Annotated in this window: 17 protein-coding genes and 2 tRNA genes; 7 read left to right on the top strand and 12 right to left on the bottom strand. The window is 66.8% G+C overall.

The window, feature by feature from the left end; genetic code table 11:
* Positions 1 to 21: 21 nt before the first annotated feature.
* From gspF to ASE00_RS03650, 5 genes are all read right to left on the bottom strand, one after another.
* Positions 22 to 1245 (bottom strand): type II secretion system inner membrane protein GspF, encoded by a 1224-nt coding sequence (gene gspF, locus ASE00_RS03670; RefSeq protein ID WP_056377821.1) that lies wholly within the window; start codon positions 1243 to 1245, stop codon positions 22 to 24.
* On the bottom strand, positions 1238 to 2740 hold the full coding sequence (locus tag ASE00_RS03665; RefSeq protein WP_056377820.1) for a GspE/PulE family protein: 1503 nt from the start codon (positions 2738 to 2740) through the stop codon (positions 1238 to 1240). The genes gspF and ASE00_RS03665 overlap by 8 nt, the downstream gene beginning before the upstream one ends.
* Positions 2737 to 4860, bottom strand: coding sequence for a type II secretion system secretin GspD (gspD, locus tag ASE00_RS03660; RefSeq protein WP_156405256.1), 2124 nt, complete (start codon positions 4858 to 4860; stop codon positions 2737 to 2739). Before gspD ends, ASE00_RS03665 begins: the two co-directional genes overlap by 4 nt.
* The gene (locus ASE00_RS03655; RefSeq protein WP_156405255.1) at positions 4857 to 5681 is read right to left on the bottom strand and encodes a type II secretion system protein N; all 825 of its coding nucleotides are present in this window, start codon (positions 5679 to 5681) and stop codon (positions 4857 to 4859) included. The genes gspD and ASE00_RS03655 overlap by 4 nt, the downstream gene beginning before the upstream one ends.
* Before the next feature lie 95 nt (positions 5682 to 5776).
* Complete coding sequence (locus ASE00_RS03650; RefSeq protein ID WP_056377818.1) at positions 5777 to 6163, bottom strand: DUF983 domain-containing protein; 387 nt, start codon at positions 6161 to 6163, stop codon at positions 5777 to 5779.
* A 124-nt stretch (positions 6164 to 6287) separates the two neighbouring features.
* Here ASE00_RS03650 and ASE00_RS03645 point away from each other — a divergent pair.
* Positions 6288 to 6361, top strand: a tRNA-Gly gene (locus ASE00_RS03645).
* 55 nt (positions 6362 to 6416) lie between these two features.
* A tRNA-Arg gene (locus ASE00_RS03640) sits at positions 6417 to 6493 on the top strand.
* Positions 6494 to 6511: 18 nt separating this feature from the next.
* On the opposite strand, the gene ASE00_RS03635 is transcribed toward ASE00_RS03640, so the two are convergent.
* The 4 genes from ASE00_RS03635 to ASE00_RS03620 are packed head-to-tail and all read right to left on the bottom strand — an operon-like array spanning position 6512 to position 8868.
* Entirely contained in the window at positions 6512 to 6979 is a 468-nt protein-coding gene (locus ASE00_RS03635) for a DUF1178 family protein (protein ID WP_056377817.1), read from the bottom strand.
* Positions 6976 to 7803: a carbon-nitrogen hydrolase family protein gene (locus ASE00_RS03630; protein WP_056377816.1), complete on the bottom strand. Its 828-nt coding sequence runs from the start codon at positions 7801 to 7803 to the stop codon at positions 6976 to 6978. The genes ASE00_RS03635 and ASE00_RS03630 overlap by 4 nt, the downstream gene beginning before the upstream one ends.
* Complete coding sequence (grxC, locus tag ASE00_RS03625; RefSeq protein ID WP_056377815.1) at positions 7803 to 8060, bottom strand: glutaredoxin 3; 258 nt, start codon at positions 8058 to 8060, stop codon at positions 7803 to 7805. Before grxC ends, ASE00_RS03630 begins: the two co-directional genes overlap by 1 nt.
* A gap of 49 nt (positions 8061 to 8109) precedes the next feature.
* Positions 8110 to 8868 (bottom strand): ComF family protein, encoded by a 759-nt coding sequence (locus tag ASE00_RS03620; protein ID WP_056377814.1) that lies wholly within the window; start codon positions 8866 to 8868, stop codon positions 8110 to 8112.
* A 30-nt stretch (positions 8869 to 8898) separates the two neighbouring features.
* Between ASE00_RS03620 and ASE00_RS03615 the strand changes: the two genes are divergently transcribed.
* From ASE00_RS03615 to ASE00_RS03600, 4 genes are all read left to right on the top strand, one after another.
* Complete coding sequence (locus ASE00_RS03615; protein ID WP_056377813.1) at positions 8899 to 9762, top strand: class I SAM-dependent methyltransferase; 864 nt, start codon at positions 8899 to 8901, stop codon at positions 9760 to 9762.
* A 190-nt stretch (positions 9763 to 9952) separates the two neighbouring features.
* Positions 9953 to 11494, top strand: coding sequence for a 2-isopropylmalate synthase (locus ASE00_RS03610; protein ID WP_056377812.1), 1542 nt, complete (start codon positions 9953 to 9955; stop codon positions 11492 to 11494).
* A gap of 44 nt (positions 11495 to 11538) precedes the next feature.
* Positions 11539 to 12477 carry a DMT family transporter gene (locus ASE00_RS03605; RefSeq protein WP_056377811.1) on the top strand — a complete coding sequence of 313 codons (939 nt, stop codon included), beginning with the start codon at positions 11539 to 11541 and terminating at the stop codon, positions 12475 to 12477.
* A 96-nt stretch (positions 12478 to 12573) separates the two neighbouring features.
* Positions 12574 to 13875, top strand: a complete 1302-nt coding sequence (locus ASE00_RS03600) for an O-acetylhomoserine aminocarboxypropyltransferase/cysteine synthase family protein (protein ID WP_056377810.1) — start codon at positions 12574 to 12576, stop codon at positions 13873 to 13875.
* Here ASE00_RS03600 and ASE00_RS03595 read toward each other — a convergent pair whose 3' ends face one another.
* On the bottom strand, positions 13876 to 14631 hold the full coding sequence (locus tag ASE00_RS03595; protein ID WP_056377809.1) for a molybdopterin-binding protein: 756 nt from the start codon (positions 14629 to 14631) through the stop codon (positions 13876 to 13878).
* Positions 14628 to 15488: a cytochrome b/b6 domain-containing protein gene (locus ASE00_RS03590; RefSeq protein WP_056377808.1), complete on the bottom strand. Its 861-nt coding sequence runs from the start codon at positions 15486 to 15488 to the stop codon at positions 14628 to 14630. Before ASE00_RS03590 ends, ASE00_RS03595 begins: the two co-directional genes overlap by 4 nt.
* A 131-nt stretch (positions 15489 to 15619) precedes the next feature.
* Here ASE00_RS03590 and ASE00_RS03585 point away from each other — a divergent pair, with 131 nt between their 5' ends.
* Positions 15620 to 15940 carry a PilZ domain-containing protein gene (locus ASE00_RS03585; RefSeq protein WP_056377807.1) on the top strand — a complete coding sequence of 107 codons (321 nt, stop codon included), beginning with the start codon at positions 15620 to 15622 and terminating at the stop codon, positions 15938 to 15940.
* A gap of 56 nt (positions 15941 to 15996) precedes the next feature.
* Here the strand turns inward: ASE00_RS03585 and hrcA are convergent, their stop codons facing one another.
* Entirely contained in the window at positions 15997 to 17025 is a 1029-nt protein-coding gene (gene hrcA / locus ASE00_RS03580) for a heat-inducible transcriptional repressor HrcA (RefSeq protein WP_414819838.1), read from the bottom strand.
* Between the last annotated feature and the right edge of the window lie 3 nt (positions 17026 to 17028).

The raw sequence follows: 17028 nt of genomic DNA, 5'->3' as shown, positions 1-17028 counted from the left end.
ACGGAGTAAATGAGATAAGCATCATGTCAGTCCCGCCAGAGTGTCGAGCTGCAGCACCGGCAGCAATATCGCCAGGATGATCAGCGCGACGATCGCGCCCATCACCACGATCACCGCCGGTTCGAGCAGCGACAGCAAGGTCGATGTGAACAGGTCGAACTCGCGCTCCAGATAGTCGGCGGCGTGTTCGAGCATTTCGTCGAGCCTTCCCGCCGCTTCGCCGCTCGCCGCCATATGCACGAAGATCGCGGGAAACAGCCCCGCGCGGCGTAGCGCGGCAGACAGGCTGGAGCCACCCTTGATATCCTCGACGATCGTCTGCGAGGCGCGGCGCAGCGCCTGGTTGCGCAAGGTCGCGGTGGTCATCTGGATGCCTTCGACGAGCGGCAGCCGGCTCTCGACCATCTTGGCGAGCGTGCGCGCCATCCGCGCGGCGTGGAGATCGCGGATCAGCCGCCCGAGCAACGGCAGCCGCAGCAGCCAGGCGTCAAAACCATGGCGGCGCTCGGCATCGGCGAGCAGGCGAACGCCCAGCACGGTGCCCGCCGCCACGCCCAGCACCATCGCCCACCACCAATTTCCGATGAAATGCGACGTCGCGATCACGATCCGGGTGAGCAGCGGCAATTGCTGCCCGACCGTGTCGAACTGCTCGACGATCTTGGGCACGACGAACAGCATCAGCGCCAGCACGACCCCGGCGGCGACCAGCGCCAGCGCGGCGGGATAGGCCAGCGCGGTGACCAGTTTGTTGCGCACCACCGCCTGCCGCTCCTGGAGATCGGCGAGCCGTTCCAATATGTCGGGCAGCGCGCCGCTCGCCTCGCCCGCCGCAACCATCGCGCGATAGAGCGGCGGGAAGCTGGCCGCTTCGACCGCCAGCGCATCGGCGAGCCGGTGGCCGCTGAGCACCGAGCCGTGCACCGCCTCGATCACCACCACCGCGCGTGGCTTCGCGGTCTGCTGGGCGATGCTGCGCAGCGCCTCCTCGATCGGCATGACGCGAACCAGCGTGGCGAGCTGGCGGGTGAACAGGGTGAGTTCGCGGATGCCCAGCTTCGGGTGACGCTTGAGGATATTGCTGGTCAGGCTGGGCCCCGGCCCCTCGCCTGCCTTGTCGACCGCGACGACATAATAGCGGCGCGCCTCGAGCCGAGCCTTCGCCAGATCGGGCGTTTCGGCCTGCATGCGGCCCCGGCGTTCGCGCCCGCCCGCGTCGATCGCGCGCCAGGCATATTCAACCATCGCCGGCGTCGCTGCGCAATATCCGCAGCGCCTCCTCCGCACTGGTCACCCCCTCGCGAACCAGACGGCGCGCCGCCTTGGCGAGCGTGTCGCCATCGGCGAAGGCGATCTTCGCGATCGCATCCTCGCTGGCATTGTCGTTGATCGCGGCGCGCAGCCGATCGTCGATCCGGACCATTTCGAACAGCCCGATCCGCCCGCGATAGCCGCTATGGCCGCAGGCGTCGCATCCGCGCGGCACGCGGACCAGTTCGTCCTTCTTGAGCTTGAGCGCGCTACGCACGCCCGGCGGCGGATAATCGGTGATGTTGCAGGCCGGGCAAAGCCGCCGGACGAGCCGCTGCGCGATCACCGCGCGCAGGGTGGAGGCGATCAGGAAGGGCTCGATCTTCATGTCGCGCAGCCGGGTGATCGCGCCGACCGCATCGTTGGTATGGACGGTCGACAGGACGAGATGGCCGGTCAGCGACGCCTGGATCGCGATGTCGGCGGTCTCGCGGTCGCGGATTTCACCCACCATCACGACATCGGGGTCCTGGCGCAGGATCGCGCGCAGCCCCGCCGCGAAATCGAGGCCGACCTTTGGATTGACCTGGGTCTGGCCGACGCCATCGACCGCATATTCGACAGGGTCTTCGACCGTCAGGATGTTGCGGCTGCCATCGTTGAGCAGGCGCAGCGCCGCATAGAGCGTCGTCGTCTTGCCCGATCCGGTCGGCCCGGTGACGAGAATGATGCCGTTCGGATCGCCCAGCGCCTGCTCGAACGCCGCCTGGATCGTCGCCGGCATGCCCAAAGCATCGGGCGCGATCCCCGCCGCCGCCTTGTCGAGGATGCGCAGCACCACGCGCTCGCCAGCCCGCCCCGGCAGCGTCGAGACGCGCACGTCAAGCAGCCGCCCGGCGATCGACAGGCCGATGCGGCCGTCCTGCGGCAGGCGGCGTTCGGCGATGTCGAGCCGCGACATCACCTTGATCCGGCTGGCGACCAGCGGCGCGACCGCGATCGGCAGGCGAAGCCGCTCCGCCAGCACCCCGTCGATCCGCATACGGACGACCAGGCCACTCTCATAAGGTTCGAAATGGATGTCGGAAACGCCGTTGCGCACCGCTTCGGCGATCATGCCGTTGATCAGGCGGATGACCGGCGCGTCGTCGGCGCTGTCGAGCAGATCGGCGCTGGTCGGCAGTTCGCTGGCGAGCGCGCTCAGTTCCTCGCCCATCACCAGCGCGCCGCCCAGCAATTCGGCGGTCTCGCCATCGACGGCATAATGTTCGGACAATGCACGTTCGAAACGCTCGGGTGTCAACGCCTCGATCGCGAAACCATGGCCGAGATGGCGGCGAAGCTCGATCAGCGCGCTGCGATCGGCGGCGCTGCTCATCCCGATCAGCGGACGGCCCTCGGCATCATTACCGGGCAAGGGCACCAGTCCCATGCGCCGCGCAAAGCCATAAGGGATGTCGGCGGACGCGATCGTCGCCTCCCCGCTCATTGCTCGCGCGGCGGGGTCGCGGGGCGGAAGACCTGGCTCGACGTCGTCACCTTGGGCACGATGATCTCGGGCTGGCCCGGCGGCGGGGCGGCGGCGACAGGCGGCGCGACCGGGGCGACCGGGGCGACCGTTCCCATATAATCGGTGACCAGTTCGTCGATACCGGGCTCCTCGCCGGGCTTGCCGTAGCGGATCTGTTCGCCGCGGATATAGCCGTATCGCTGCGCGGCGAGGCGCTGCGCATCGGCAGGGTTGCGCAGTATGGTCGGGCGGATGAAGACCATGAGATTGGTCTTCACATGGCTGCGCGAGCGCGACTTGAACAGCTCGCCGATCGCCGGGATGCGGCTGAGCAGCGGGATCGCCTCGATCGTGCGGCGTTCATTGTCGTCGAGCAGGCCGCCCAGCGCGATGATGTCGCCGTCATCGACGGTGACCGTGGTCTCGATCTCACGCTTGTTGAGGATCAGATCCGACGATCCGCTCGCCACCGGCCCGGCGATCGACGATACCTCCTGCCGCAGGAACAGCTTGATCGCGCCGCCCGCGTTGATCTGCGGCTTCACCTCGAGCTGGATGCCGACATTCTCGCGTTGGACGGTGCGGAACTGGTTCTCGAAATTGTTCGACAGCGCCTGGCCGGTGGTGATCGGGATCTCCTGACCGACGAGCAGCTTGGCTTCCTGATTGTCGAGGGTCAGCACCGACGGCGTTGAGAGGATGTTGGACTTGGTGTCGGTCTGCACCGCATTGATGATCGCGCCGAAGATCGCATTCTTGCCGATCTTGTCGGCGAAACCGGCGAAACCGCCGCCTGCGTTGAGGATCGAACTGACCGCGGCCTCGGCCAGCTGGTCACTGATTGCCGTGTTCTCGGTCGTCGTCGTCGTCGTGCCGTTGACCACTGTGGTCTTGGTCGAAAGCTCGCGCGCGCCGACCGCGCCTGCGATGGTCAGGATGTTGGGCGCGGCGTTCGAATAGTTTGTCGCCGCGATCGGCACGCCCGATCCCGGCTTGCCGCCAAGCAGGAACTGGACGCCCAGCTTGCGCGCGGCATCGTTCGATATCTCGACGATGATCGCCTCGACGAGCACCTGATCGCGGCGCGTGTCGAGCTGGCGGATCACCTCGCCCAGCGTGCGCTGGACATCGGCAGGCCCGGCGATGATGATCGCGTTCGCTCCCTCATAGCGGGTGACGACCGCCCCGCCCCGTCCCGACGCCATCGGCGCCGGAACCGGCGCGGCAGCCGCCGTAGCGCTGGCCGGCGCGGGCACCGTCGCTGCGGCATCGCCTGTCTGGCCGACAAGCTGCTGAAGGACGGGCATCAGCTTCGCCGCGTCGGCATATTGCAGGAAGATCACGCGGATTTCGGATGCGCTCGCCGCGCGCCGGTCGAGATCTTCGGCCAAGGCCGCCATCCGCGCCACGCTCGACGCATCACCCCGCAGAAGCAGCGCATTGCCGCTGTCGACCGCGACCACTGTTGCGCCCGCCGCCCCGGCCTGACCGGCGGTGAGCGTGCTCAGCGCCGAGGCGATCTCGCGCGCGCCCGCATTGCGCAGCGGGATCATCCGGGTAGACATGCTGTCGCGGTCGATTCGCGCGATCAGGTTGCGCATCTGGCGCAGATTGTCGGCATAGTCGGCGATCACCAGCGAATTGGCGCTGCGGTTCGCGGTTATCGACCCCTGCGGGCTGACCAGCGGCTTGAGCGTGTCGATCGCGCTCGCCGCGTCGATCGCGCGCAAGCGCACGACATCGGTGACGAAATTATTGGCCGAGCCGCTGCTCCGCCCGCTCAGCGCTGCCGCGCCATCGGCGGGCTGGATGCGGAAGGAACCGCCCGCCATCGGCACCGCGACAAGGTTGTTCGCCCGCAGTGTCGACAGGAACAGCTCGAAATATTCGCTCTTGCTCAGCGCCCGGTCGGTGACGACCGAGACCTTGCCCGTGACGCGGCTGTCGATGATGAAATTGCGCCCAGTGACGCGCGCCGCATCCTGGATGAACGCACGGATATCGGCGTCACGCAGGTTCAGCACCTGCTGCGCCGACAAGGGGGCCGCCGCCAGCGCGAGCGCCATGGCGATGATGCGGGTCGTGCCGCGCGGGTTCATTTGCCGCCTCCCACGGTCAGTGAAACCCGCTTGCCGCCGCGTTCGACCTCGACGGTGACCGCCTGACCACCGCCCGCAAGCTGCTCGAGCCCCGCACCATTACCAACCGTGCGGCCATCGATCGTCATCAGCACGTCGCCCGGCTGGAAACCCGCCGCAGCGAAAGCGCTGCCGATCGATCCGGGCTTCAGGACATAGCCGTCGATCCGGCCGCCGCGCATCCGGGGTTCGGCCGAGATGTCGGCGATCAGCGGCGGCGCGGCGGCGGGCGCGCGGATCGCTGCGAACGGATCGGGCTGGGCCGGGCCGGCCGAAACCGGGGCGACCGGCGCAGCGACCGACTGATCGAGGTAGAGCGTCTCGCGCGCGCCGTCGCGCAGGATGGTGACGCTGTCGAAAGCCACCGCCGCCAGCACCGCGCCAGGCACGATCTCATCGCCCACCGCATAGCTGTTCTGGGTACCGTCGGGCAGGCCGATGATCGCCGATCCACGGCCCGACACGCTGTCGGCGCGCACGCCATGAAGCGTCAGGTTCAGCGAGGTGACGACTCCCGGGCCGCCCGCGCCGAGGTTGAGCCGGAAGAAGGGATCGAACGCCGCGAAGGCCGACGGCGAAGCATCGAAGCGGACCGGGGCCGACGAGGCGGCGTCATCGCGCGCGGCCGGCGCGGCGAGCGCCCAGACCAGCCCGAGCGCGGTCGCCGCCACCACGCCGATCATCGCATATTCGAGCGGCTTCTGAAGCTGTACCGCGCCAAGTTCCCCGGGCCGCGCCCAGGCACGCCAGTCGATCGCGCGCCAGTCCAATCCCACGGCCACTCTACCCCCCGAAAGTCCCTCGCGCGCCAGCTATACGCGAGATTAGAGCGGCTTAGGAAGCGCCTTATCCATGCCCGCGCGACAAGCCGAGGGCGTTACCGCCCGCCGGAAAAGCCGTGCATGCGCCGCGCCCATTGCAATCCGATGACCGCTCCCTTGGCGGGCTGGATCATCAGCAGGGCAATCACCAGCGCGAGACCGGGCCACAGCGTCATCTGAACCCATATCGGCATGTCGTAGCGCAGGTTCACCGCGACGACGATCGGCACCAAGATATGACCGAGGATCAGCACGACGAGGTAGGCGGGCAGATCGTCCGCCCGCTGGTGGGCCCAGCTTTGTCCGCAGGCCGGGCAATGCCCGACCGGTTTCAGAAAACGCGCGAACAGCCGCGCTTCGCCGCAGGCCGGGCAGCAGCCCTTGAGACCGCGGGTCATGGCGGTGCGCAGATCGCGCTGGTGGACTGAATAGTGATCGGTCATGGCGACCACTTAGCAGAATAGCGCGCTATTCCCACTATCACCTGTTAGCCGCCGGAATCGCCAGAAGGCGGTTGATCGCCGATGAGCGACCGGCTAACGATGCCGCCGCGCCCAAGGGCGCCGCGCGGGTGTAGCTCAATGGTAGAGCAGAAGCTTCCCAAGCTTACGACGAGGGTTCGATTCCCTTCACCCGCTCCAATCCCCGCCAAGTGACTGGACGTTGCCGCGCAGGCGGACTAGGAACCGCCTCCGTGGTTCCGTAGCTCAGCCGGATAGAGCGCCACTTTCCTAAAGTGGGCGTCGGGGGTTCGAGTCCCTCCGGGACCACCATTTACCCCGAAACGTCGGTTAATTTTCGCTGTTCGGCGGGCGGACGGGCAACAGCAGCGGCGCGACCGGCACGCCTTCCTCGATCAGCGCCTTCGCCTCCTCGATCGAGGTCTGGCCGTGAATCGGGCGGGCGTCCTGTTCACCCAGATGCATCGAACGCGCCTCATCGGCGAATTTCGCGCCGACATAGTCCGATCCCTCGAGCATCTTGCCCTGAATCTCGGCGAGCTTCGCGACCATTGCCTTGAACTGCTCCGGCGTCGGCGTGTTTGCCGCCGCGGAAATCGTCGCGGGCAGGGTTTCGCTGCGGGCATTGCCCTTGGGCGCGACGTTCGGCGCCATCACCGCCTTGTCGACATCGGTCGATCCGCAATAAGGACAGGACACCAGCCCGCGCGCTTTCTGGTCCTCATAATCGGCGGACGATCCGAACCAAATTTCAAAGACATGGCCGGTATTCTTGCAGCAGAGATCGAAGACGATCATGCGGCGATCTCGGGCGTCGTGATCGGCCGGCGGTGGCGCAGCGCGGGCACCCGGGCGCGAACATCGGTGAGCCTGGCCATGTCGAGATCGGCGAAGCCGACACCCTCGCCTTCGCCCATGTCGAGCAATATCTCGCCCCAGGGGTCGATCACCAGCGAATGGCCGAAGGTGGCGCGGCCATCGTCATGCTGGCCCCATTGCCCGGCGGCGACGACGAACGCCCCCGCCTCGATCGCGCGGGCACGCAGCAGAACGTGCCAATGCGCCTTGCCGGTGGGCACGGTGAAGGCGGCAGGGACCGACAATATCTCCGCGCCCGCATCGCTCAGCGCGCGATAGAGGTCGGGAAAGCGCATGTCGTAGCAGATCGACAGGCCGATCTTCGCCCAGGGGGTCGTCGCGATCACGGTGCGTTCGCCGGGCGCATAGGCGGAGGATTCGCGCCAGCTCTCGCCAGTCGGCAGATCGACGTCGAAAAGATGGATCTTGTCGTAGCGCGCGCGGATTTCGCCCCGGTCGTCGATCACGAAGGCGCGGTTGACGAGGCGGCCATCCGCGCCGCCGGTCAGCGCGAGCGAACCGAGATCGACCCATATCCGATGATGCGCCGCGGCGGCGCGAACCGCCGCCAGCACCGGGTCGTGCGCTTCGTCCCGGCGATGTTCGGCGGCGCGCTTGCGATCCTGATCCAGCAGGCCGCACATCTCCGGGGTGAAGACCATGTCCGCCCCGCCCGCCTTCGCCTGGCCGATCGCCTCGACGATCGCGCGGGCATTGGCAGCGGGATCGATCCCAGTCCGGCTCTGGTGGATCGCGACGCGCATCAGGCCGTCAGCAGCGGGTCGAGCTTGCCCGCCCTGTCGAGTGCGTGGATGTCGTCACAGCCACCGATATGGCGATCGTCGATGAATATCTGCGGCACGGTCGAGCCGCCATTGGCGCGCTGGAGCATCTCGGCGCGCTTAGGCCCGCCCATGCTGATGTCATATTCCTCGAAGCTGACGCCCTTGGTTTCGAGCAGCGCCTTCGCGCGCGAGCAGTAGGGGCAGAAAGCCTTGGTGTAGATTTCGACCTTGGGCATGTGATCACCGTCCTCGTTTCAGCCGAAATGTTGTCGGCGGGCGCGAAAGTCAACGCGCGACATCGTCATCCTGCACCACGCGCGCCCAGCTCAACACCTCGACCCGGGCCGCGCCCGCGCGCTTCAGCGCCTTCGCGCAAGCGTTGACGGTCGCGCCGGTGGTATAGACATCGTCGATCAGCAGGACCGGCCGATCCGCGACCAACGTCCGGTCGCGGACGGCGAACGCGCCGCGCACCGCCTTGGCGCGGCGATCGGGGCCAAGGCCGCGCAGCGAGGGCGTCGCCCTGGTCCGCGTCAGCAGATCGAGCGCGAGGCGGTGCGCCGTCCCGGCCGCCAATGCCCGCGCCACCAGCGCGGACTGATTGTAGCCGCGCCGCCAGATTCGCCATCGGTGCAGCGGCACCGGCGCGACCAGCCATTCGCCCTCGCGCGGCATATGCCGCCGCATCTGCGCAGCCATGGTGTGGGCGATGCCCGGCCGCCGCCCATATTTCAGCTTGAGCGCCAGCGCCCGCGCGATCGGGCCATAGGCGACCGCGGCGCGCATCGCGTCGATCGGCGGCGGATCTGCATGGCAGCCTCCACACAGCGCCTCGGGCCCCGGATCGACCTCGAACGGCAAGCCGCAGCGGGCGCATTGCGGATCGCCGAGGAAATCGAGCGCGGACCAGCAATCGAGGCAGAAGACATGGACGTCAGGCGTGATCACCCCGCAACCGGGACAACGCGGCGGCAAGGCGAAGCGCACCGCCGCGTCCAAGATCGCCCTGCCCGTCCCGATCAGCCCCATAAGCATCCTTGTCATGCAAGCGCCCCGGCGGCACAAGCGCGGGCGATGGACCAGCCCGAGATTTTCGATCGGCGATTGCGCCGGCTGCGGCGGGACCGCGCCGCGCCGGACTTCGCCGAACACGCCTTCCTGATCGAGCATATGGCCGACGAACTGGCCGAACGCCTGTCGATCGTGAATCGCGAATTCGGGCGGATGCTGCTGCTCGGCAGCCACGACGGAAGCCTCGCCGTGCGTTTCGCCGCGCCGGGCCGACATATCGTCCAGGCCGATGCGGGCTTCGACTTCGCGCGCATGGCGGGCGGGGTGCAATGCGACGAGGATCGCCTGCCTTTCGCCGACGCGAGCTTCGACCTCGTCCTGTCGGTGGGCGTGCTCGACAGCGTAAACGATCTGCCGGGCGCGCTGACGCTTATCCGCCGCATATTGCGTCCCGATGGGCTGTTCCTGGGCGCCTTCACCGGGGCGGGGAGCCTCGCCTGGCTTAAATCCGCGCTGCTCGCCGCCGACAGCGCCACGAGCGGCGGCGCGGCGGCGCGCATTCATCCGCAGATCGACATAAGATCGGCGGGCGACCTGCTGTCGCGCGCAGGCTTCGCGCTGCAGGTCGCCGACGGCGAACGGCTCGACGTGGGCTATGGCGATCCGGTCCGGCTGCTCCACGACCTGCGCGGCATGGCCGCCACCAACATATTGGCGCAGCGATCGCGCCGTGTGCCGGGCCGTGACTGGCTAGGCGAGATATTCGGGCGCTTCCAGGCCGCGGCCGGCCCCGACGGACGGCTGCGTGAGACGTTCGAGATCGTCTATCTCACCGGCTGGTCGCCCGCGCCCGACCAGCCCAAACCAGCGCGCCGCGGCAGCGCGACCGCTTCGCTAGCCGAGGCGCTGAAAGCCAAGTCCGATTAGACTATGGACTTGTTAAGCGTCCTGCGTGTATCAGCGCTCCACCATGACGCGGCACAACGCCCTTCTCCTGCTTCGACTTACGCGCCCTTAGGCGCGCGATTTCGCTTGGGGTCGACAGGCCCGGCAAGCCACGGCGTCTAAGGGTCAAAAACAAGCCCAGAATGACCACCCTGCAGCAGGAGCAGGTTCCGTGACCAAGACCATCAAGATTTTCGACACCACCTTGCGCGACGGCGAGCAGTCTCCCGGCTGTTCGATGAACCTCGAAGAAAAGCTGCAGGTCGCCGCCCAGCTGGAGACGATGGGCGTCGACATCATCGAGGCCGGTTTCGCCATCGCCTCGCCCGGCGATTTTGAGGCGGTGTCCGAAGTCGCCCGCCAGTGCAAGAAGGCGACCGTCGCCAGCCTGGCGCGCGCCGCCAACGCCGATATCGAGCGCGCGTGGGAAGCCGTGCAGCACGCGGTCGCACCGCGCATCCACACCTTCATCGCCACATCGCCGCTGCACATGCGGGTGAAGCTCAACAAATCGCCCGACGAGGTGCTGGAGGCGATCGACCGCACCGTGCGGCTGGCGCGCAGCCTGTGCCCCGACGTCGAATGGTCGGCCGAGGACGCAACCCGGTCGGAGCCCGATTTCCTGGCGCGCGCGATCGAGACCGCGATCGCGGCCGGCGCGCGGACGATCAACCTGCCCGACACGGTGGGCTATGCCACGCCCGAAACCTATGGCGCGATGTTTCGCGACATGATCAACCGCGTGCCGAACGCCGATCTCGCCACCTTCTCGACCCATTGCCACAACGACCTGGGCCTCGCCGTCGCGAACACGCTGGCGGCGGTGATGGCGGGCGCGGGCCAGGTCGAATCGACGATCAACGGTATCGGCGAGCGCGCCGGCAACGCCGCGATGGAAGAGATCGCGATGGCGCTGAAGGTCCGGCAGGACGTGATGCCGGTCCGCACGGGCATCGTCTCGACCGAGATCACCCGTGCCTCGCGCCTGATCTCGGGCATCACCGGTTTTCAGGTGCAGCCGAACAAGGCGATCGTCGGCGCCAATGCCTTCGCGCATGAGAGCGGCATCCATCAGGACGGCATGATCAAGGACAGCTCGACCTATGAGATCATGACGCCGGAGAGCGTCGGCCTGACCCAGTCGAGCCTGGTGATGGGCAAGCATTCGGGCCGCGCCGCCTTCCGCCAGAAGCTCGAGGAACTGGGCTATGCGCTGGGCGACAACGCCTTTCAGGACGCCTTTGGCCGCTTCAAGCAACTCGCCGACGCCAAGAAGGCGGTCTACGACGAGGACATCGTCGCGCTGGTCGATGATGAGGTGCTGCGCGGCCATGACGCGATCCAGGTCAAGGAAGTCGAGGTCTATTGCGGCTCCAACGGCCCGCAGCGCGCGATCCTGACGCTGGAGGTCGACGGCGAGGACAAGACCGTCACCTCGAAGGGCAACGGTCCGGTCGATGCGCTGTTCAACGCGATCCGCCTGATCGTGCCGCACGACAGTTCGGCGCTGGAGCGTTACGAGGTCCATGCCGTCACCGGCGGCACCGACGCACAGGCCGAGGTCTCGGTCCTGCTCTCGGAAAATGGCCGCACCACGCGGGGGCGCGGGGCGCACCAGGACACGATGGTCGCCTCGGTGCGGGCCTATGTGAACGCGCTCAACAAGATGATGGTCAAGCGCGGCCGCGCGCCGGTCGGTCAGGCCGTCGGCTGATCCTTCTGTTCCCTCCCCTGCGGGGGAGGGATTCGAGGCACCCCATGTCTTCCAACGAACGTCACACCGCCCGCTGGCGGCTGGCCGGCTTTGCCTTGTCGGCGGGCGGCGCGATGCTGTTCGCGCTCAAGGGCATCCTGATCAAGCTGATCTATGCCTATCCGATCGACGCAACCGCGCTGCTCGCCGTGCGGATGATGCTGTCCTTCCCGGTCTTCCTGACGGTGGGCATCGTCCAATGGCGCCGCCGCCCTCCCGATCTGCGCCCCGAAGCGACGAACATGGCCTTGGCCGCGCTGATCGGGGTGCTCGGCTATCACATATCGTCCTGGCTGGATTTTAAAGGTCTTCACACACTCGAAGCACAGACCGAGCGACTGATCCTGTTCACCTATCCCTTTCTGGTCATCGTCTTCGGGCGGCTGCTGCTCGGCCATCCGCTACGCGCTCACGCGCTGGCGGGGGCGGGACTGAGCTATGCGGGGCTGATCGTCATGTTCGGCTCCGATCCGGCGCGGCTGACATCCGCGATGCTGGGCGGCGCAGCCCTGGTCGCGGCAGCGGCCTCTACCTTCGCGCTCTATCAGTTGTTCGCACGCGAGATCATCATGCGCTGCGGCCCCGCACTGTTCACCGCCATCGCGATGTGCGCGGCGAGCGTGACGACGGTGGGCCAGTTCCTGCTGACCCATGACATGACAATGCTCGCCCTCCCTCGCCACGCCTGGACCCTGATGTCAGGCCTTGCCATATTCTCGACGATCGTGCCGACCTTCATGATGTCGGCGGGAACCGCGCGAATCGGCGCACAGGGCACCGCGATCATCTCGACGCTGAGCCCGGTGCTGACGATCATCCTCGCGACGTCGCTTCTCGCCGAGCCCTTCGGTTTGCCGGAGGCGGCGGGCACCGCCCTGGTGATAGGCGGCGTCGCCCTGTTCAGCTGGCTCGACAGCCGCAGAACGGCAGCGAAATCCGGATAACGGGCGCCGGAGCACTTCACGGTTATGGACAAATGTTTCCATCTGTCCTTCGATGGGAGGAGCGGCAGACGGCCGGCATCTGGAAGGGATGATGAGATGAGCGATACCACCAGCTTTAGACCAGAAACCCTGGCCCTTCATGCCGGCTGGCGGGCCGATCCGGCGACGGGGGCCGTGGCACCGCCGATCTATCAGACGACATCCTATCAGTTTCAGGACACCGGCCATGCGGCGCGGCTGTTCGCGCTCGAAGAGGGCGGCAACATCTATACCCGGATCGGCAACCCGACGACCGGGATATTGGAGAATCGCATCGCGGCGCTCGAAGGCGGCGTGGCGGCGATGGCGGTGGCGTCAGGACAGGCGGCGACCGCTTTCGCCGTCCAGAACCTGGCCAATGCCGGCGACAATATCGTCAGCGGCACCGACCTCTACGGCGGAACATGGAATCTTTTCGCAAATACGCTGAAGGCCATGGGGATCGAGGTACGCTTCGTCGATCCCGCCGATCCGCAGGCCTTCGCCCGCGCGAGCGACGCGCGCACCCGCGCCTGGTATGTGGAAACGCTGCCCAATCCGAAGCTTTCGGTCTGCCCGATCGACGAAATCGCGGCGATCGGACGCCCGATGGGCATTCCGCTGATTGTCGACAACACCGCGGCCCCGCTGATTGCCCGGCCGTTCGACCATGGCGCCGCGATCGTGGTCTATTCCACGACCAAATATATCGGCGGCCACGGCACCTCGATCGGCGGGATGATCGTCGATGGCGGCAATTTCGATTGGAGCGCCTTTCCGGACCGGCAGCCCAACCTGAACACTCCCGATGCCGGCTATCACGGTGCGGTCTGGGCCGAGGCAGCAAAGCCGTTCGGCCCGATCGCCTATATCCTGCGCGCGCGAACCGTGCTGCTGCGCGATCTCGGCGCGGCGCTGTCGCCCTTCAACGCCTTCCAGATCCTGCAAGGTCTGGAAACCCTGCCGCTGCGCATGCCGCGCCACTGCGAAAACGCGCTGGCGGTCGCCCGCTATCTCGGCGCCCGCAAGGACGTCACCGCCGTCATCCACCCGTCGGTGCACAGCGGTATTCAGGCCGAACGCGCGGCACGGATCATGACCGGCGGCCTCGGCGGGCTGCTCGGCTTCGAGCTGGCGGGTGGCAAGGCCGCAGGCAACCGCTTCATCGATGCGCTCAAGCTGTTCTACCATGTCGCCAATATCGGCGATGCGCGGAGCCTGGCGATCCACCCCGCGTCCACCACCCATTCGCAATTGTCACCCGAAGAGCAGCGCGCGACGGGGATCAACGATGGCTATGTGCGGCTGTCGATCGGGTTGGAGCATATCGACGATATCCTCGCCGATCTGGAACAGGCGCTCGATGCCGCGGGCGGCTGATCAGATGCCGGCGTACCAGGCGTAATCATGATGATCCTCCCAATAGCCGCCCTTGCCCAAGCCGTGCCGGCCCAGACTGTCCACCGCCTCGATCCGCTGGACATATTTGGCGTGTTTATAGCCAAGCTGCCGTTCGACCCGCAGCCGTAGCGGCGCGCCGTTGGCCACCGGCAACAGCTGACCGTTCAGCCCCCAGGCGAGGATCGTCTGGGGGTGGAAAGCGTCGATCAGGTCGATGCTCTCATAATAATCCGCCTGGGCGTAGCGGTCGGCGCAGTGGAAGATGAGATAGCGCGCGTTCGATCGCAGTCCTGCCTGGTCGAGCAGCAGCCTGAGCGGCGCTCCGGTCCATTGCCCGATCGCGCTCCATCCCTCGACACAGTCATGGCGGGTGATCTGGGTCCGGCGCGGCATCGCCCGGATCTGCGCCATCGACAGCGACAGCGGGCGGGCGACCAGCCCGTCGATCGTCAGCCGCCAGTCGGCGAACCGGCCGAGACGGTGGGCTTCATAGTCCGCCCCGGCGGGCTGGCGCGTGCCATTGGCGCGGAACACCGGCGACAGATCGGCAGCAGTGAATTCGCGTGCAAGATCGCCACGGTCGGCGATGATCCGCTGCGCACGCATCGTCAGCCCCTCGGCGCTCTGGAGCAGCGAGCGGACGCCGGGATTGACGTTGATCCTGTTGCAGCCAGAGAGCAGCAGGCCGCCCGCCCCCGCCGCCAGCGATCCGATCAATCCGCGCCGCGTGATCATAGCTCGCGCTCCTCTGGAATCCGATACCATCCGGTGATCATCGACCGCAGCTCGTTGATCGGCCCGGCGAGCAACACCATCAGCAGATGGACAAGAATGAACAGCACGAAGCCAAAGGCGCACAGGAAGTGGATCGACCGTGCCGACTGCCGCCCGCCGAACAGATCGACCAGCCAAGGCCAGGCGGCGTTGACGCCGGGCGACATGGTCAGGCCAGTCAGAATGATCAGTGGGATCAATCCAAAGATAACAGAGAGATAGGCGATCTTCTGAAGAATATTATATCGCAATGCTGCCACGCCGCGCGGAAAGCGCAGCCGGGCGTGATCGGCGATGTCCCGCCAGATATGGCGAAGCCCGAGCTCACCGCGTCGGGGCAGCAGATCGCGCTGGACATGGCGATTGACGAGGCTGACCATCCAATAGCCCAGCGCGGCGATCACCAACACCCAGGCGAAGAAGAAATGCCACAGCCGCGCATCGGCGAGGCTGTAGCTTGACGGGATCGTTGCCCACCAGGGAAAGGCGCGGCGTTGCTCCCGCCCCGCCGGATCCTTCCACAGGCCCAGAACGCCCGTGGTGTCATAAGGCGTATCGCCGACGACGAGCAGACCCCGGTCGCCCTTGGAGCCGATCATCAGCCAGGCATGATCGCTGTTCGCGCCATAATGGCCCCAGTACAGCCGGGGATGTGCGTTGAAGATCATCAGCCCGCTCATCAGCATGACGAAGATGGTGAACGCGTTGACCCAATGCCATAGCCGAACCGGCAAGCGATGCCGGCGCACCAGATCGCCGCCGACCGGCACGGCAGGCGGGTTTTCGGGCCTGTCTCCCGCTGCTTCCGCTTCGCTCATCCCGCCGCGCTCCGTTCGACCAAAAGCTGTCCGGAAAATCTGTCATCAACGGACCGCATTAGCGATTCATTAGCGATAATCCGCCATAGTTGCCGCATCGGAATGTTTGTGATTCTCGGATGCACGATCCAATGGCCTTCGCCAGTGAACAGCAACAAGCGGATGCCCGCCGTCATGGGCGCCACCGCATCATGCTCGCCGCCACCTTCTTCTCGGTGCACGGCGAGGCGAATGGCGTGCTGCTCGACGTGTCGCAGGGCGGCGCGATGCTCAGCGCCTCGCCGCCGCCGCCGGTCGGTTGCCGTCTGCTGCTCGAACGCCAGAACCTCGAAGTCCCGGGCATCGTCCGCTGGGTCGAGGGCAATCGCTTCGGCATCCAATTCGAAGAACCGCTGAGCGAATCGGTCGTCATGGCGATCGTGTCCAAGGGTTCGCAGCACAACGCCAACTAACCTCCGATAGCGTCCATAGCCTTATTCGTCCGGACGGGACAAAAGGTTACAGGGCGTCACGCCATCATTCGCGTCAGCGCCTGTGCGGTGAAATCGACCATAGGAACGATCCGCGCATAATTCAGCCGGGTCGGCCCGATCACCCCGACCACGCCGACCACCCGGCCGTCGGCGCCGCGATAGGGCGCTGCGATCACCGATGAGCCCGACAGCGAGAACAGCTTGTTTTCCGCGCCGATGAAGATCTTCATCCCCTGCCCCGCACGCGCGCTTTCCAGCAGCCGGGCAATCTCTTCCTTGCCCTCGATCTCGTCGAGCAGCTGGCGGACCCGTTCGAGGTCGGCCGCCGCCATCGGATCAATAAGATTGGCCTGGCCGCGCACGATCAGTACGGGCCTTGCGCTGCCATCCTGCGACCAGACCGCGAGCCCGCGCTTGACGAGCGAGGCCGCCGCCGCGTCGAGCGCCGCGCGCTCCTTGCCGATCTCGGCTTCGATCCGCCCGCGGGCCTCGGTCAGGGTCAGGCCAGCGAGGCGCTCGCTGATGAAGTTGCCGGCTTCCACCAGCGCGGAGGACGGCACGCCCGGCGGCAGATCGACGACCCGGTTTTCGACGCTGCCGTCATGGCCCACCATCACTGCGACGGCCTGCTCGCGCGACAGCGGAATGAAGCTGAACTGGCGCAGGACCGGCTCGTTGCGCGGCACCAGCACGATACCCGCACAGGCCGAAAGCCCCGACAGCACCGCACTGGTCTGCGCCAGCGCTTCTTCGACCGGGCTGCCGCGGGCGGCGCGCGCCTCGATCGCGGCGCGCTCTTCGGGTGACGGCTCGGCGGTCTGCATCATGCCGTCGACGAACAGCCGCAGCCCCGACTGGGTCGGCATCCGCCCCGCCGAGGTGTGCGGCGCTTCGAGCAGGCCCAGTTCCTCCAGGTCCTGCATGACGTTGCGGATCGACGCCGGCGACAGGTTCAGTCCCGCAAGCTTGGATATGGTGCGCGAGCCGACCGGCGTCCCGCTACCCAGATAGCTTTCGACCACCACGCGAAACACTTCGCGTGCGCGGCTCGACATTTCGGACATCGG

The organism is Sphingomonas sp. Root710 (assembly GCF_001429065.1).
GTDB lineage: Bacteria > Pseudomonadota > Alphaproteobacteria > Sphingomonadales > Sphingomonadaceae > Rhizorhabdus.
Note: the sequence above shows the minus strand (reverse complement) of the source record. Positions and strands in the feature narration are given on the sequence as shown.

Bases quoted from the DNA above. Each gene is read 5' to 3' on its own strand.
- gspF (WP_056377821.1), bottom strand. From the start codon at position 1,245: ATGGTTGAATATGCCTGGCGCGCGATCGACGCGGGCGGGCGCGAACGC.
- ASE00_RS03665 (WP_056377820.1), bottom strand. From the start codon at position 2,740: ATGAGCGGGGAGGCGACGATCGCGTCCGCCGACATCCCTTATGGCTTT.
- gspD (WP_156405256.1), bottom strand. From the start codon at position 4,860: ATGAACCCGCGCGGCACGACCCGCATCATCGCCATGGCGCTCGCGCTG.
- ASE00_RS03650 (WP_056377818.1), bottom strand. From the start codon at position 6,163: ATGACCGATCACTATTCAGTCCACCAGCGCGATCTGCGCACCGCCATG.
- ASE00_RS03635 (WP_056377817.1), bottom strand. From the start codon at position 6,979: ATGATCGTCTTCGATCTCTGCTGCAAGAATACCGGCCATGTCTTTGAA.
- ASE00_RS03630 (WP_056377816.1), bottom strand. From the start codon at position 7,803: ATGCGCGTCGCGATCCACCAGAGCCGGACTGGGATCGATCCCGCTGCC.
- grxC (WP_056377815.1), bottom strand. From the start codon at position 8,060: ATGCCCAAGGTCGAAATCTACACCAAGGCTTTCTGCCCCTACTGCTCG.
- ASE00_RS03620 (WP_056377814.1), bottom strand. From the start codon at position 8,868: ATGACAAGGATGCTTATGGGGCTGATCGGGACGGGCAGGGCGATCTTG.
- ASE00_RS03615 (WP_056377813.1), top strand. From the start codon at position 8,899: ATGGACCAGCCCGAGATTTTCGATCGGCGATTGCGCCGGCTGCGGCGG.
- ASE00_RS03605 (WP_056377811.1), top strand. From the start codon at position 11,539: ATGTCTTCCAACGAACGTCACACCGCCCGCTGGCGGCTGGCCGGCTTT.
- ASE00_RS03600 (WP_056377810.1), top strand. From the start codon at position 12,574: ATGAGCGATACCACCAGCTTTAGACCAGAAACCCTGGCCCTTCATGCC.
- ASE00_RS03595 (WP_056377809.1), bottom strand. From the start codon at position 14,631: ATGATCACGCGGCGCGGATTGATCGGATCGCTGGCGGCGGGGGCGGGC.
- ASE00_RS03590 (WP_056377808.1), bottom strand. From the start codon at position 15,488: ATGAGCGAAGCGGAAGCAGCGGGAGACAGGCCCGAAAACCCGCCTGCC.
- ASE00_RS03585 (WP_056377807.1), top strand. From the start codon at position 15,620: ATGGCCTTCGCCAGTGAACAGCAACAAGCGGATGCCCGCCGTCATGGG.
- hrcA (WP_414819838.1), bottom strand. From the start codon at position 17,025: ATGTCCGAAATGTCGAGCCGCGCACGCGAAGTGTTTCGCGTGGTGGTC.